Source organism: Streptomyces sp. NPDC093221 (assembly GCF_044753885.1).
Classification (GTDB): domain Bacteria; phylum Actinomycetota; class Actinomycetes; order Streptomycetales; family Streptomycetaceae; genus Actinacidiphila.
The window spans coordinates 1,120,363-1,132,583 of the sequence record NZ_JBIVOA010000002.1 but is presented as its reverse complement, the minus strand read 5'-3'; the positions used below and the strand labels follow the sequence as shown (position 1 = coordinate 1,132,583).

At 71.4% G+C, this 12,221-nt stretch carries 12 protein-coding genes; 9 read left to right on the top strand and 3 right to left on the bottom strand.

Annotation, left to right across the window (positions count from 1 at the left end; translation table 11 throughout):
- Window positions 1–50 precede the first annotated feature (50 nt).
- The 5 genes from rpsK (at window position 51) to truA (ending at window position 4,006) form a co-directional block, all read left to right on the top strand.
- Entirely contained in the window at window positions 51–455 is a 405-nt protein-coding gene (rpsK, locus tag ACIQCJ_RS10945) for a 30S ribosomal protein S11 (protein ID WP_006376016.1), read from the top strand.
- 26 nt (window positions 456–481) lie between these two features.
- Entirely contained in the window at window positions 482–1,108 is a 627-nt protein-coding gene (rpsD, locus tag ACIQCJ_RS10940) for a 30S ribosomal protein S4 (protein WP_355340190.1), read from the top strand.
- 127 nt (window positions 1,109–1,235) lie between these two features.
- Entirely contained in the window at window positions 1,236–2,258 is a 1,023-nt protein-coding gene (locus ACIQCJ_RS10935) for a DNA-directed RNA polymerase subunit alpha (RefSeq protein ID WP_033177813.1), read from the top strand.
- A gap of 176 nt (window positions 2,259–2,434) precedes the next feature.
- Window positions 2,435–2,986: a 50S ribosomal protein L17 gene (rplQ, locus tag ACIQCJ_RS10930; protein WP_355340186.1), complete on the top strand. Its 552-nt coding sequence runs from the start codon at window positions 2,435–2,437 to the stop codon at window positions 2,984–2,986.
- 147 nt (window positions 2,987–3,133) lie between these two features.
- Window positions 3,134–4,006, top strand: coding sequence for a tRNA pseudouridine(38-40) synthase TruA (gene truA / locus ACIQCJ_RS10925; RefSeq protein WP_355340183.1), 873 nt, complete (start codon window positions 3,134–3,136; stop codon window positions 4,004–4,006).
- Here truA and ACIQCJ_RS10920 read toward each other — a convergent pair.
- On the bottom strand, window positions 3,996–5,492 hold the full coding sequence (locus ACIQCJ_RS10920; protein ID WP_391163434.1) for a hypothetical protein: 1,497 nt from the start codon (window positions 5,490–5,492) through the stop codon (window positions 3,996–3,998). The two genes, truA and ACIQCJ_RS10920, sit on opposite strands and share 11 nt — an antisense overlap.
- Window positions 5,493–5,628: 136 nt before the next feature.
- On the opposite strand from ACIQCJ_RS10920, the gene ACIQCJ_RS10915 reads away from it, so the two are divergent.
- From ACIQCJ_RS10915 to glmM, 4 genes are all read left to right on the top strand, one after another.
- Window positions 5,629–7,251 (top strand): ATP-binding cassette domain-containing protein, encoded by a 1,623-nt coding sequence (locus tag ACIQCJ_RS10915; protein ID WP_355340178.1) that lies wholly within the window; start codon window positions 5,629–5,631, stop codon window positions 7,249–7,251.
- A 309-nt stretch (window positions 7,252–7,560) separates the two neighbouring features.
- The gene (rplM, locus tag ACIQCJ_RS10910; protein WP_355340175.1) at window positions 7,561–8,004 is read left to right on the top strand and encodes a 50S ribosomal protein L13; all 444 of its coding nucleotides are present in this window, start codon (window positions 7,561–7,563) and stop codon (window positions 8,002–8,004) included.
- A 39-nt stretch (window positions 8,005–8,043) separates the two neighbouring features.
- Window positions 8,044–8,559 carry a 30S ribosomal protein S9 gene (rpsI, locus tag ACIQCJ_RS10905; RefSeq protein WP_188283331.1) on the top strand — a complete coding sequence of 172 codons (516 nt, stop codon included), beginning with the start codon at window positions 8,044–8,046 and terminating at the stop codon, window positions 8,557–8,559.
- Window positions 8,560–8,809: 250 nt separating this feature from the next.
- Entirely contained in the window at window positions 8,810–10,168 is a 1,359-nt protein-coding gene (glmM, locus tag ACIQCJ_RS10900; RefSeq protein WP_355340172.1) for a phosphoglucosamine mutase, read from the top strand.
- A gap of 31 nt (window positions 10,169–10,199) precedes the next feature.
- On the opposite strand, the gene ACIQCJ_RS10895 is transcribed toward glmM, so the two are convergent.
- The gene (locus tag ACIQCJ_RS10895) at window positions 10,200–11,132 is read right to left on the bottom strand and encodes a DUF389 domain-containing protein (protein WP_402711201.1); all 933 of its coding nucleotides are present in this window, start codon (window positions 11,130–11,132) and stop codon (window positions 10,200–10,202) included.
- A 79-nt stretch (window positions 11,133–11,211) separates the two neighbouring features.
- Window positions 11,212–12,213: a type I pantothenate kinase gene (gene coaA / locus ACIQCJ_RS10890; protein ID WP_391050427.1), complete on the bottom strand. Its 1,002-nt coding sequence runs from the start codon at window positions 12,211–12,213 to the stop codon at window positions 11,212–11,214.
- Window positions 12,214–12,221 lie beyond the last annotated feature (8 nt).

Here is a 12,221-nt window from a genome sequence, read left to right as displayed (position 1 = left end):
CAGCGGTCTTCGCTGTAGGACCGACCACCTCCACCGGGAGAAGTTGACACATGCCTCCTAAGGGCCGTCAGGGCGCAGCCAAGAAGGTGCGCCGCAAGGAAAAGAAGAACGTCGCTCATGGGCACGCCCACATCAAGAGCACGTTCAACAACACGATCGTCTCGATCACCGACCCCGCGGGCAACGTGATCTCCTGGGCCTCCGCCGGCCACGTCGGCTTCAAGGGCTCGCGCAAGTCCACCCCCTTCGCCGCGCAGATGGCCGCCGAGTCGGCCGCCCGCCGGGCGCAGGAGCACGGCATGCGCAAGGTCGACGTCTTCGTGAAGGGTCCCGGCTCCGGCCGCGAGACCGCGATCCGCTCCCTCCAGGCCACGGGCCTCGAGGTCGGTTCGATCCAGGACGTCACCCCGACCCCGCACAACGGCTGCCGCCCGCCCAAGCGCCGCCGCGTCTGACAAGCTGATACAGGAGACACGAGACAATGGCGCGTTACACCGGGGCCGACTGCAAGCGTTGCCGTCGGGAGAAGCAGAAGCTCTTCCTCAAGGGGAGCAAGTGCGAGAGCGCGAAGTGCCCGATCGAGATCCGTCCTTACCCCCCGGGTGAGCACGGACGCGGGCGCACCAAGGACAGCGAGTACCTTCTCCAGCTTCGTGAGAAGCAGAAGTGCGCGCGCATCTACGGTGTCCTCGAGAAGCAGTTCGTGAACTACTACAAGGAAGCGAACCAGAAGTCCGGCAAGACCGGTGAGAACCTTCTGCGCATCCTTGAGACCCGCCTCGACAACGTGGTGTACCGGGCCGGCTTCGCCAAGTCCCGCGACCACGCGCGGCAGCTCGTCCGTCACGGACACATCACCGTCAACGGCCGCAAGACCGACATCCCGTCGGCCCGTGTGTCCGTGAGCGACATCGTCGAGGTCCGCGAGTCGTCCCGCAACCTGACCCCGTTCGCGGTGGCCCAGGGCGAGGCCGGCGACAAGACCGTGCCCGCGTGGCTCGAAGCCAACGCCGGCAAGCTGCGGATCCTCGTGCACAGCCTGCCCGAGCGCCAGGTGATCGACACCCAGGTGCAGGAGCAGCTCATCGTCGAGCTGTACTCGAAGTAAGCAATTACTTCGGCGTACGGACCGAGGCGATGCCGGGCGGTACGACGGGCGACCGTCGTACCGCCCGTATCCTCGTAGTACAGGGGGCGTCAAATAGCGGGCGCCCACGAATGAAGGACCGACACTCATGCTGATCGCTCAGCGTCCCTCGTTGACCGAAGAGGTCGTCGACGAATTCCGCTCCCGGTTCGTGATCGAGCCGCTGGAGCCGGGCTTCGGCTACACCCTCGGCAACTCGCTCCGCCGTACGCTCCTCTCCTCGATCCCCGGTGCCGCTGTCACCAGCATCCGGGTCGACGGTGTCCTGCACGAGTTCACCACCGTGCCGGGCGTCAAGGAGGACGTGACCGACGTCATCCTCAACATCAAGCAGCTCGTCGTCTCCTCGGAGCACGACGAGCCGGTCGTGATGTACCTGCGCAAGCAGGGCCCGGGTGTCGTCACCGCCGCCGACATCGCGCCCCCGGCCGGTGTCGAGGTGCACAACCCCGACCTGGTCCTGGCGACGCTGAACGCCAAGGGCAAGCTGGAGATGGAGCTGACCGTCGAGCGCGGTCGCGGCTACGTCTCCGCGGTGCAGAACAAGCAGCAGGGCCAGGAGATCGGCCGCATCCCGGTCGACTCCATCTACAGCCCGGTGCTCAAGGTCACCTACAAGGTCGAGGCGACCCGTGTCGAGCAGCGCACCGACTTCGACAAGCTGATCGTCGACGTCGAGACCAAGCAGGCCATGCGCCCCCGTGACGCCATGGCGTCCGCGGGCAAGACCCTGGTCGAGCTGTTCGGCCTGGCCCGCGAGCTGAACGTCGACGCCGAGGGCATCGACATGGGCCCGTCCCCCACGGACGCCGCCCTGGCCGCTGACCTGGCGCTGCCGATCGAGGAGCTGGAACTCACCGTCCGCTCCTACAACTGCCTCAAGCGCGAGGGCATCCACTCCGTGGGTGAGCTCGTGGCACGCTCCGAGGCCGACCTGCTCGACATCCGCAACTTCGGCGCGAAGTCGATCGACGAGGTCAAGGCGAAGCTGGCCGGCATGGGCCTGGCCCTCAAGGACAGCCCGCCCGGATTCGACCCCACCGCCGCCGCCGACGCCTTCGGCGCCGACGACGACGTGGACGCCGGTTTCGTGGAGACCGAGCAGTACTGATCGCCTCCGGCGCGGCCGGGACCCCTGGTCCCGGCCGTCGCCGGGCGCCTTCCCGGTTCGCACCGAACGGGGAGGGCACCGGGGCCCCGCCCCGGACCCCCATCGAGCTGGCAGCCGCCAGTTCGCACTGACATCGGTACCTCGTACGGCCGGTGCAGCGGAGAAGGAGAAAGACCATGCCTCAGCCCGCGAAGGGTGCCCGCCTCGGCGGCGGCGCCGCGCACGAGAAGCTGCTGCTCGCGAACCTCGCGAAGTCGCTGTTCGAGCACGGCAGGATCAAGACCACCGAGGCCAAGGCGCGCCGTCTGCGTCCGGTCGCGGAGCGGCTGATCACCAAGGCGAAGAAGGGCGACATGCACAACCGTCGCCAGGTGCTGCAGACGATCACGGACAAGAGCGTCGTCCACACGCTCTTCACCGAGATCGCGCCGCGGTACGAGAACCGCCCGGGTGGCTACACCCGGATCACCAAGGTCGGTAACCGCCGCGGCGACAACGCGCCGATGGCCGTCATCGAGCTGGTCGAGGCGCTGACCGTGGCGCAGGCCGCCACGGGCGAGGCCGAGGCCGCCACCAAGCGTTCCGCCAAGGACCGCGCCGGTGACGAGGCTCTGGCCGACCTCAAGAAGGACTCCGAGCCGGCGGACGCCACGCCCGAGACCGCGGACGACGCGGTCGAGGACGCCGCTCCGGCCGACGAGGAGCCCAAGGAGTCCAAGGACGCCTGAGCGTTCTGAGACCCCGGGAGCGACCCCGCGGGCCCGTACCCCTCTGCCGGAGGGGTACGGGCCCGTTCCGCTGGTCCCCGCGATCCCCGGCCCCCGAAGTCCCCAGAGTCCCCAGAGTCCCCTGATCCCGCTGAGAGGAATGCGCGCGTGAGCGACGAGGTGGCGCCCGGCGCCGTACGGGTGCGGCTGGATCTGGCCTACGACGGTACGGACTTCTCCGGGTGGGCCAAGCAGCGCACCCGGCGGACCGTGCAGGGGGAGTTGGAGGCGGCGATCCCGACGGTGCTGCGGATGGCCGAGCCGGTGGAGCTGACCGTCGCGGGGCGCACCGACGCCGGGGTGCACGCGCGCGGACAGGTGGCGCACGTGGACCTGCCCGCGGACGTGTGGGCGGCCGAGGGCGGCAATCTGCGCCGGCGGCTGGCCGGACGGCTGCCGTGGGACGTACGCGTCTGGGACGTCTCGGCGGCACCCGCCGGGTTCAACGCGCGGTTCTCGGCGGTCTGGCGGCGGTACGCCTACCGCGTCGGCGACCACCCCGGCGGTGTGGACCCGCTGCTGCGCGGCCACGTGCTGTGGCACGACCGTCCGGTGGACGTCGACCGGATGAACGCGGCGGCCGAACTCCTGCTCGGCGAGCACGACTTCGCCGCGTACTGCAAGAAGCGCGAGGGCGCCACGACCATCCGCACCCTGCTCGACCTGCGCTGGGAGCGTACGGCCGACGGTCTCGCGGTCGCCACGGTCCGCGCCGACGCCTTCTGCCACAACATGGTGCGCGCGCTGATCGGCGCGATGATCCTGGTCGGCGACGGCCACCGCCCGGTCGGCTTCCCCGGCGAGGTCCTGGCCGGGCGCGAGCGCCACTCCGCCGTCAAGGTCCTGCGCCCGCACGGCCTCACCCTGGAAGAGGTCGGCTACCCGGCGGACGACCAGCTGGCCGCCCGCTCGGTGGAGGCCCGCAACAGACGGACCCTGCCGTGCGCCCCCGCCGCGCCCGCCGCCGCCGTTACGGGGTAGCGGCGCTCGCGGCGTCGCGGCCGCGCTGGATGACGCGCTGGAAGGCGAAGTCGGAGGCGTCGTTGGCGGCCTGCCTGGCGGTGGTGTCGGCCTTGGTGAGGGTCTTGCCGGTCTTGAAGCCGGAGATGGTGAAGTAGGCGTAGCGGCCGACGGCGTTGGACGTCATCTGGCAGGCGACGGCGTGGCAGAAGTCCTTGATGCCGCCGCCGTTGAGCGGGCCGAGGTAGTGGGCGGTCTTCTGCACCTTCGCCGCGTGGGCGGTGTCGTCGAAGACGGCGACGCCGACGGTGACGGCCACGCCGCCGCGTACGTAGGTGGCGCGGATCAGCTTGCGGCAGCCGTTGGCGGTGAGGGCGGCGGCCAGCTCGCTGCGGGCGCCGTCGGCGCACTTGGCGGTGGTGGCGGCGGCGGTCTGGGAGTAGACGTTGCCGCCGATCCGGAACTGCTTGCCGGGGAAGAGGCCGCCCACGGTGATCGGGGCGGTGTCCTTGGCAGCGGTGGAGATGAAGTCCAGCGGGTTGGGCGGCGGCGGGGGAGCGACCGAGGAGAACGAGGGCGCGGGCGGCAGCGGCGACTGCGACGTGGCGCCGCTGGTGGCCGAGGACGGCCCGGCCACCGGCTCGTCGTCCGAGCCGCCCGACATGACGACGGCGGTGGCGACGCCGCCCGCTATCACCGCGACGGCGACGATCCCGCCGCCGAGCATCATCAGCTTGCGCCGCTTGGCGCCGCTGGCGGCCTGCTGCTCGGCGAGCGCGCCCCAGTCGGGTGTCCCGGCCGAGGGCGGGCCGCCCGGCCCTGAGGCGGGCGTGTGCGCCCCTTGCCGACGCTGTCCCGCGCCGCGCTGCTGGCGCGGGAAGGGCTGACGGTGGGTGCCCATGCCGGGCGCGCCCTGCGGGGCGCCCTGGGGGCTCTGCGACGGGCTTCGGGGTGCGCCCTGGGCGGGGGCCTGGGGCGTGCTCCGGGGCGCGGCCTGGGCGGCCGGCCGCGGGCCTGTCGGGCCGGTGGGCCGCGCGGGGGCGGGGCCGGGCGGCGGCGCGGGAGCCGCGGGGGTCTCGGCGGCACCCGGCGCCGCGGCGGCGGGCGGCAGCGAGGCGTGCGGGCGGGCCGCGCCCTGGCCGGGGACGCCGGGCCGTACCTGGTACGCGCCCGGCTGCTCGGCCTGCGGCGACCACGCGGGACCGGAGGACGGCGCCTGCGGCTGCGACTGTCCCGGCTCGTGGCGGAACCCGCGCCGCGGGTCGTCCGCGTAGCCCCCCGGCGGCCCGGCCGGCTGGTCGGCGGCCGGGCCCGACGGCGGCTGCGGGCCCTGCGGCGCCTGCGCGTCGTACGGCGACGGCTGCTGCGGGGGTGCCTGGGCGGCGGCGTGGCGCGGCTGGGGCCGAGAGGGGATGACGCGTCCCTCAAGGACCTCGCGCTCGCCCTCGGGGGCGCTCGTGGGGGGTTCCTGCGGAGGCTGCGGCTGCTGTCCGGGCCCATCAGTCATGCCGCGCATCATATTGCCGGTCAGGCCGCGCACATATTCCGGTGAACACACCGGAGAACGCACCGGTGAACGCGCCGGTGGAGACCTCACGAAAACGAGTTGGGGCGGATCGCGCCCCACAGGGAGAATCCAGGACATGGGACATGTGGAAGCAGCGCACTTGGAGTACTACCTGCCGGATGGGCGGGCGCTGCTCGGCGACGTCTCGTTCCGGGTGGGCGACGGCGCCGTGGTCGCGCTGGTCGGCGCCAACGGCGCGGGCAAGACCACGCTGCTGCGGCTGATCTCCGGCGAGATCAAGCCGCACGGCGGCACGGTCACGGTCAGCGGCGGCCTCGGCGTGATGCGGCAGTTCGTCGGCAGCGTCCGCGACGACCGCACCGTACGTGACCTGCTGGTCTCCGTCGCGCACCCGCGGATCCGGACCGCCGCCAAGGCGGTCGACGCGGCCGAGCTGGCGATCATGGCGCAGGACGACGAACCGGCGCAGATGGCGTACGCGCACGCCCTGGCCGAATGGGCCGAGGCGCGCGGCTACGAGGCCGAGACCCTGTGGGACATGTGCACGATGGCCGCGCTCGGCGTGCCGTACGAGCGGGCGCAGTGGCGCGAGGTGAAGACGCTCTCGGGCGGTGAGCAGAAACGGCTGGTTCTGGAGGCCCTGCTGCGCGGCCCCGACGAGACGCTGCTGCTCGACGAGCCGGACAACTACCTGGACGTACCGGGCAAGCGCTGGCTGGAGGAGCAGCTCGCCCTCACCAAGAAGACCGTGCTGTTCGTCAGCCACGACCGGGAGCTGCTGGCCCGCAGCGCGCAGAAGATCGTCGCCGTCGAGACCGGCCCCGCCGGGTCCACGGTGTGGGTGCACGGCGGCGGTTTCGACACCTTCCACGAGGCCCGCAAGGAGCGCTTCGCGCGCTTCGAGGAGCTGCGGCGGCGCTGGGAGGAGGAGCACGCCAAGCTCAAGGCGATGGTGCTGCGGCTGCGCCAGCAGGCGGCGAACAGCCCCGACATGGCGTCCCGCTACCACGCGGCGCAGACCCGGCTGAAGCGGTTCGAGGACGCGGGCGCCCCGCAGGAGCCGCCGCGCGAGCAGGACATCCGGATGCGGCTGCGCGGCGGACGTACCGGCGTACGGGCGGTGACCTGCGAGAAGCTGGAGCTGACCGGTCTGATGAAGCCGTTCGACCTGGAGGTCTACTACGGCGAGCGGGTCGCGGTGCTCGGCTCCAACGGCTCGGGGAAGTCGCACTTCCTGCGGCTGCTCGCCGGGGACGGGAGCGTCGCGCACACCGGGGCGTTCAAGCTCGGCGCGCGGGTGGTGCCCGGCCACTTCGCGCAGACCCACGCGCACCCGGAACTGCTCGGCCGCACCCTGGTCGACATCCTGTGGGGCGACCACGCGCACGACCGGGGCCGCGCCATGGGCGTCCTGCGGCGGTACGAGCTGGAGCGGCAGGGCGACCAGCCCTTCGACAAGCTCTCCGGCGGGCAGCAGGCCCGCTTCCAGATCCTGCTCATGGAGCTGGCCGGGACCACCGCGCTGCTGCTGGACGAGCCCACGGACAACCTCGACCTGGAGAGCGCCGAGGCCCTTCAGGAGGGCCTGGAGTCGTACGACGGCACGGTGCTCGCGGTGACGCACGACCGGTGGTTCGCGCGCAGTTTCGACCGCTATCTGGTCTTCGGGTCCGACGGTCTGGTCAGGGAGTCCACCGAGCCGGTCTGGGACGAGCGGCGGGTCGAGCGCAAGCGGTAGGGCCCGGCGGACGCCCGGTCCCCACGGGTCCCGAACGGCCCCTCCCGGCCCGGGAATCCGACGCGTTTTGACCCGTACGGGGGCGCGCGGGTATTCTTCGATGTCGTTATGCGTATTGGCTTGCTCTATCTCACGTGAGGGGCCCTTACGCCGGTCCACCGGGCCGATGACCAGCGGCAGGCAGACGGGTTGCGTCCCCGAATGCCGCCAGGGCTGGCCTGATCGTCCGGGTGGCCTTGTACAAGGACCCGTTTCCCCGGCCCCTCACGGGCTCGTGGAGACACCATCACTGAAGAAGCGAAGGCGACCGTGCGTACGTTCAGCCCCAAGCCCGGCGATGTCACCCGCCAGTGGCACGTAATCGACGCGCAGGACGTTGTCCTGGGCCGTCTGGCCACCCAGGCCGCGACCCTCCTGCGGGGCAAGCACAAGCCCATCTACGCCCCGCACGTCGACACCGGTGACTTCGTCATCATCATCAACGCCGACAAGGTGCACCTGTCGGGCAACAAGAAGACCCAGAAGATGGCGTACCGCCACTCCGGGTACCCGGGCGGCCTGCGCTCCGTGCGCTACGACGAGCTGCTCGACAAGAACCCGGAGAAGGCCGTGGAGAAGGCCATCAAGGGCATGCTCCCGAAGAACACCCTGGGCCGTCAGATGCTCTCGAAGCTGAAGGTCTACTCGGGCGACCAGCACCCGCACGCTGCCCAGCAGCCGGTGCCGTTCGAGATCACCCAGGTCGCGCAGTAGTACCGGCCACCAGCTACCAGAAAGAATCTGAGGAGAATCGTGGCTGAGACCACTGCCGAGACCGTCGTCGAGGGTGAAGAGACCTTCGAGGAGATCACGACCTTCGAGTCCGAGACCCCCGAGTCGGAGTACACCTCCGAGTCGCTCGCCTCGCGCTTCGGCGACCCGCAGCCGGCCGCCGGCACCGGCCGCCGCAAGCAGTCCATCGCCCGTGTCCGGATCGTTCCGGGCAGCGGCAAGTGGAAGATCAACGGCCGCACCCTTGAGGGCTACTTCCCCAACAAGGTGCACCAGCAGGAAGTCAACGAGCCCTTCAAGGTGCTCGAGCTGGACAACCGGTACGACGTCGTGGCCCGCATCAGCGGCGGCGGCATCTCCGGCCAGGCCGGTGCCCTGCGCCTGGGCGTCGCCCGCGCGCTCAACGAGGCGGACGTGGACAACAACCGCGGCCCGCTGAAGAAGGCCGGCTTCCTGACCCGTGACGACCGCGCGGTCGAGCGGAAGAAGGCCGGTCTGAAGAAGGCCCGCAAGGCCCCGCAGTTCAGCAAGCGCTAAGTCGCCTCCGGCGCGGGAACCAAACCCGCGCCGGGCGCATCGAACGCCTCGGAGACACTTTGTGCCTCCGAGGCGTTCGCATTCCTGGGAATCGGCACATTTGTCTGTTGATATGGCTCTGAGCCCTGGATGGTGGAGCCATGTCCCCGCACCGGGGGCGCGGACCGCGGGGCACGGGAGGCCCGGCGGCACAGGGATCGTCGCGTCCCGGGACGGCCGCACGACCGCACGGATCATCGGAGGAAACACTGTGGGACGACTCTTCGGCACCGACGGCGTGCGGGGCATGGCCAACGCCGACCTCACCGCCGAGCTTGCTCTCGGCCTGTCGGTCGCGGCGGCACACGTGCTCGGCGAAGCGGGCAGCTTCGCGGGCCACCGGCCGGTGGCGGTCGTGGGGCGCGACCCGCGCGCCTCGGGCGAATTCCTGGAGGCGGCCGTCGTGGCGGGCCTCGCGAGCGCGGGCGTGGACGTCCTGCGGGTCGGTGTGCTGCCCACCCCGGCGGTGGCGTATCTCACCGGCGCGCTGGGCGCCGACCTCGGCGTGATGCTCTCCGCGAGCCACAACGCGATGCCGGACAACGGCGTGAAGTTCCTGGCGCGCGGCGGCCACAAGCTCGACGACGAGCTGGAGGAGCGGATCGAGGCGATCTACGAGGAGCACCGCACCGGCGCCCCCTGGAACCGCCCGACCGGCGGCGGCGTCGGCCGGGTCCGCGACTACGACGAGGGCTTCGACCAGTACGTGGCCCACCTCATCGCGGTGCTGCCCAACCGCCTCGACGGCCTGAAGGTCGTCCTGGACGAGGCGCACGGCGCGGCCTCCCGCGTCTCGCCCGAGGCGTTCTCGCGCGCCGGTGCCGAGATCATCACCATCGGCGCCCAGCCCGACGGGCTCAACATCAACGACGGCTGCGGCTCCACCCATCTGGAGCTGCTGAAGGCCGCCGTGGTCGAGCACGGCGCCGACTTCGGCATCGCGCACGACGGCGACGCCGACCGCTGCCTGGCCGTCGACGCCACCGGTGAGGAGGTCGACGGCGACCAGATCCTCGCGATCCTCGCCCTGTCGCTGCGCGAGCGCGGCGCCCTGCGCGAGAACACCGTCGTCGGCACCGTGATGTCCAACCTCGGCTTCAAGCTGGCGATGGAACGCGAAGGCATCGAGATGGTGCAGACCGCCGTCGGCGACCGCTACGTCCTGGAAGCGATGAAGGAGCACGGGTACGCGCTCGGCGGCGAGCAGTCCGGGCACGTCATCGTGCTCGACCACGCCACCACCGGCGACGGCACCCTGACCGGTCTGCTGCTGGCCGCCCGCGTCGCCGCCACCAAGCGCACCCTGGCCGACCTGGCCGGGGTCATGGTGCGGCTGCCGCAGGTGCTGGTCAATGTGCCGGACGTCGACAAGAGCCGGGTCGACTCCACGCCCGAGCTGCTGACCGCCGTCGCCGAGGCCGAGACCGAGCTGGGCACCACCGGCCGGGTCCTGCTGCGGCCCTCCGGCACCGAGCCGCTGGTGCGCGTGATGGTCGAGGCCGCCGACATCGACCACGCCCAGTCCGTCGCCGGGCGGCTGGCCGACGTCGTCAAGTCCACCCTGGGCTGAGCCGCCCCGCGCGGGGGCCGACCGTACGTCGTCAGGCGGCGGGTACGTGCCGCTTCGCCCAGAGCCACTTCTGGGCGAGCAGCGTCAACGTGCCCGCCACCGCGATGCCCGCCAGGTTGATCACGAGCTGCAAGGTGGAGCCCCACGCCTCGCCCCAGGCCCCGTAGCTGATCCCCAGGGCGGCGTTCGCGGCGGCCGGCACCGTCGTCACCGAGATCGCCACACCCACCAGCGCGCCCGACTTGGACGAGGTCAGGGAGAGGATTCCGGCGATCCCGGCGAGGAACGCGACGACGAACGAATCCCACGTCGGCTGCCAGATGAACTCCGTCGCCGGGTGCGGCGCGTCGAACCGCGCCTGCGTGAACAGCCCGAACAGGCTCATCAGGTCGCTGAACCCGCCGGTGATCAGCATCGCCACCGGGAAGCCGATCAGCAGCGCCGCCACCGACCGCCCCACCAGGCGGCGCTGACGCCGCACCACCCCCGTACAGATCCCGGCCAGCGGCCCGAACTCCGGCCCGACCACCATCGCGCCGACGATCAGGATCGAGCTGTCCAGCATCACGCCGTACGCGGCCAGCATCGTCGCCACCGTCAGGAACGCGATGTACGTGACCGTCAGCGTCGACTCCTCGTGCGTCTCCTCGACCAGCGACTCCCACAGCACCGCGTCCGCGCCCTCGCCCGGCGCGTCCTCCTCGGCCTTCTCCGCGCTCGTCGACAGCGTCAGGTCGATGTTCTCGACCGCGATCGAACCGGTCTCCGCCACGCCCAGCTCACGCAGCCCGACCAGCAGGCCGTCGGCCGCCTCCCGCGCCACGTCGCAGGTCAGCACGTCGCCGAGCGGGTCGTACGCGGCGCCGCGCATCACCGTCAGATGGGTGGCGCCGAGGGTCGCGCCGACCAGTCGCGCGACCTCCTCGGTGCGGTCGGCGGGCACGATCATCCGCAGGTGCAGCACGGCGGGGCTCCCGTTTCCTCGACATCTGGTGGCCGCGTCGGGCGAGCCGCGTCATGTGACCGGCGCCGGGTGACCGGCGTCAGAGCTTGCGCAGCGACAGGCGCTGCACCTTGTGCCCCGGTCCCTTGCGGAGCACCAGCGTCGCCCGGCTGCGGGTGGGCAGCACATTCTGCTGCAAGTTGGGCTGATTGACGGTGCGCCACATCAGCCGGGCGTACTCCAGCGCCTCGTCCTCCGAGACCTGGGTGTACTTGCGGAAGTACGAGTGCGGGTCCTGGAAGGCGGTCTCGCGCAGTTTCCTGAACCGCCCCAGGTACCACTGCTCGATGTCCTCGGTGCGCGCGTCCACGTACACGCTGAAGTCGAAGTGGTCGGCCAGGCCGATCCTCGTCCTGCCGTCCTTGCCGGGCAGCGCCGGCTGGAGGACGTTCAGGCCCTCCACGATGAGGATGTCCGGGCGGCGGACCGTCAGCGTCTCGCCGGGCACGATGTCGTAGATCAGGTGCGAGTAGACCGGCGCGGTGACCTCGTCGCGGCCGGCCTTCACGTCCGCCACGAAGCGGGTCAGCGCGCGGCGGTCGTACGACTCGGGGAAGCCCTTGCGGGACATCAGGCCGCGCCGGTGCAGCTCCGCGTTGGGCAGCAGGAAGCCGTCGGTGGTGACCAGTTCGACCCGCGGGTGCTCGGGCCAGCGGGCCAGCAGCGCCTGGAGCAGCCGGGCCGTGGTCGACTTGCCCACCGCCACGCTGCCCGCCACCCCGATCACGAACGGCGTCCCCGGCTGCGCGTGGTGCCCTCCCCCTGCCTTCGGCGGAGGCGCCCCCACCGCGTCCCCCAGGAAGGTGTTCAGCGCGCCGCGCAGCCGGTTGTGCGCGGCCACGTACAGATTCAGCAGCCGGGACAGCGGCAGATAGACGTCCACCACCTCGTCCAGGTCGATCACGTCGCCCAGGCCGCGCAGCCGCTCCACCTCCTCGGCGGTCAGCGGCAGCGGCGTGCGCTCGCGCAGCGCACTCCACTCCTCGCGGGTCAGGTCGACATAGGGACTGGTCGCGGCTGGGGTCGTCGGCACGGGCCCCATTGTCCAGA

Coding starts and splice junctions, on each gene's coding strand:
- ACIQCJ_RS10920 (WP_391163434.1), bottom strand. CDS start 5,492: ATGACTGATGGGCCCGGACAGCAGCCGCAGCCTCCGCAGGAACCCCCC.
- coaA (WP_391050427.1), bottom strand. CDS start 12,213: ATGGGGCCCGTGCCGACGACCCCAGCCGCGACCAGTCCCTATGTCGAC.
- rpsD (WP_355340190.1), top strand. CDS start 482: ATGGCGCGTTACACCGGGGCCGACTGCAAGCGTTGCCGTCGGGAGAAG.
- ACIQCJ_RS10935 (WP_033177813.1), top strand. CDS start 1,236: ATGCTGATCGCTCAGCGTCCCTCGTTGACCGAAGAGGTCGTCGACGAA.
- rplQ (WP_355340186.1), top strand. CDS start 2,435: ATGCCTCAGCCCGCGAAGGGTGCCCGCCTCGGCGGCGGCGCCGCGCAC.
- rpsK (WP_006376016.1), top strand. CDS start 51: ATGCCTCCTAAGGGCCGTCAGGGCGCAGCCAAGAAGGTGCGCCGCAAG.
- ACIQCJ_RS10915 (WP_355340178.1), top strand. CDS start 5,629: ATGGGACATGTGGAAGCAGCGCACTTGGAGTACTACCTGCCGGATGGG.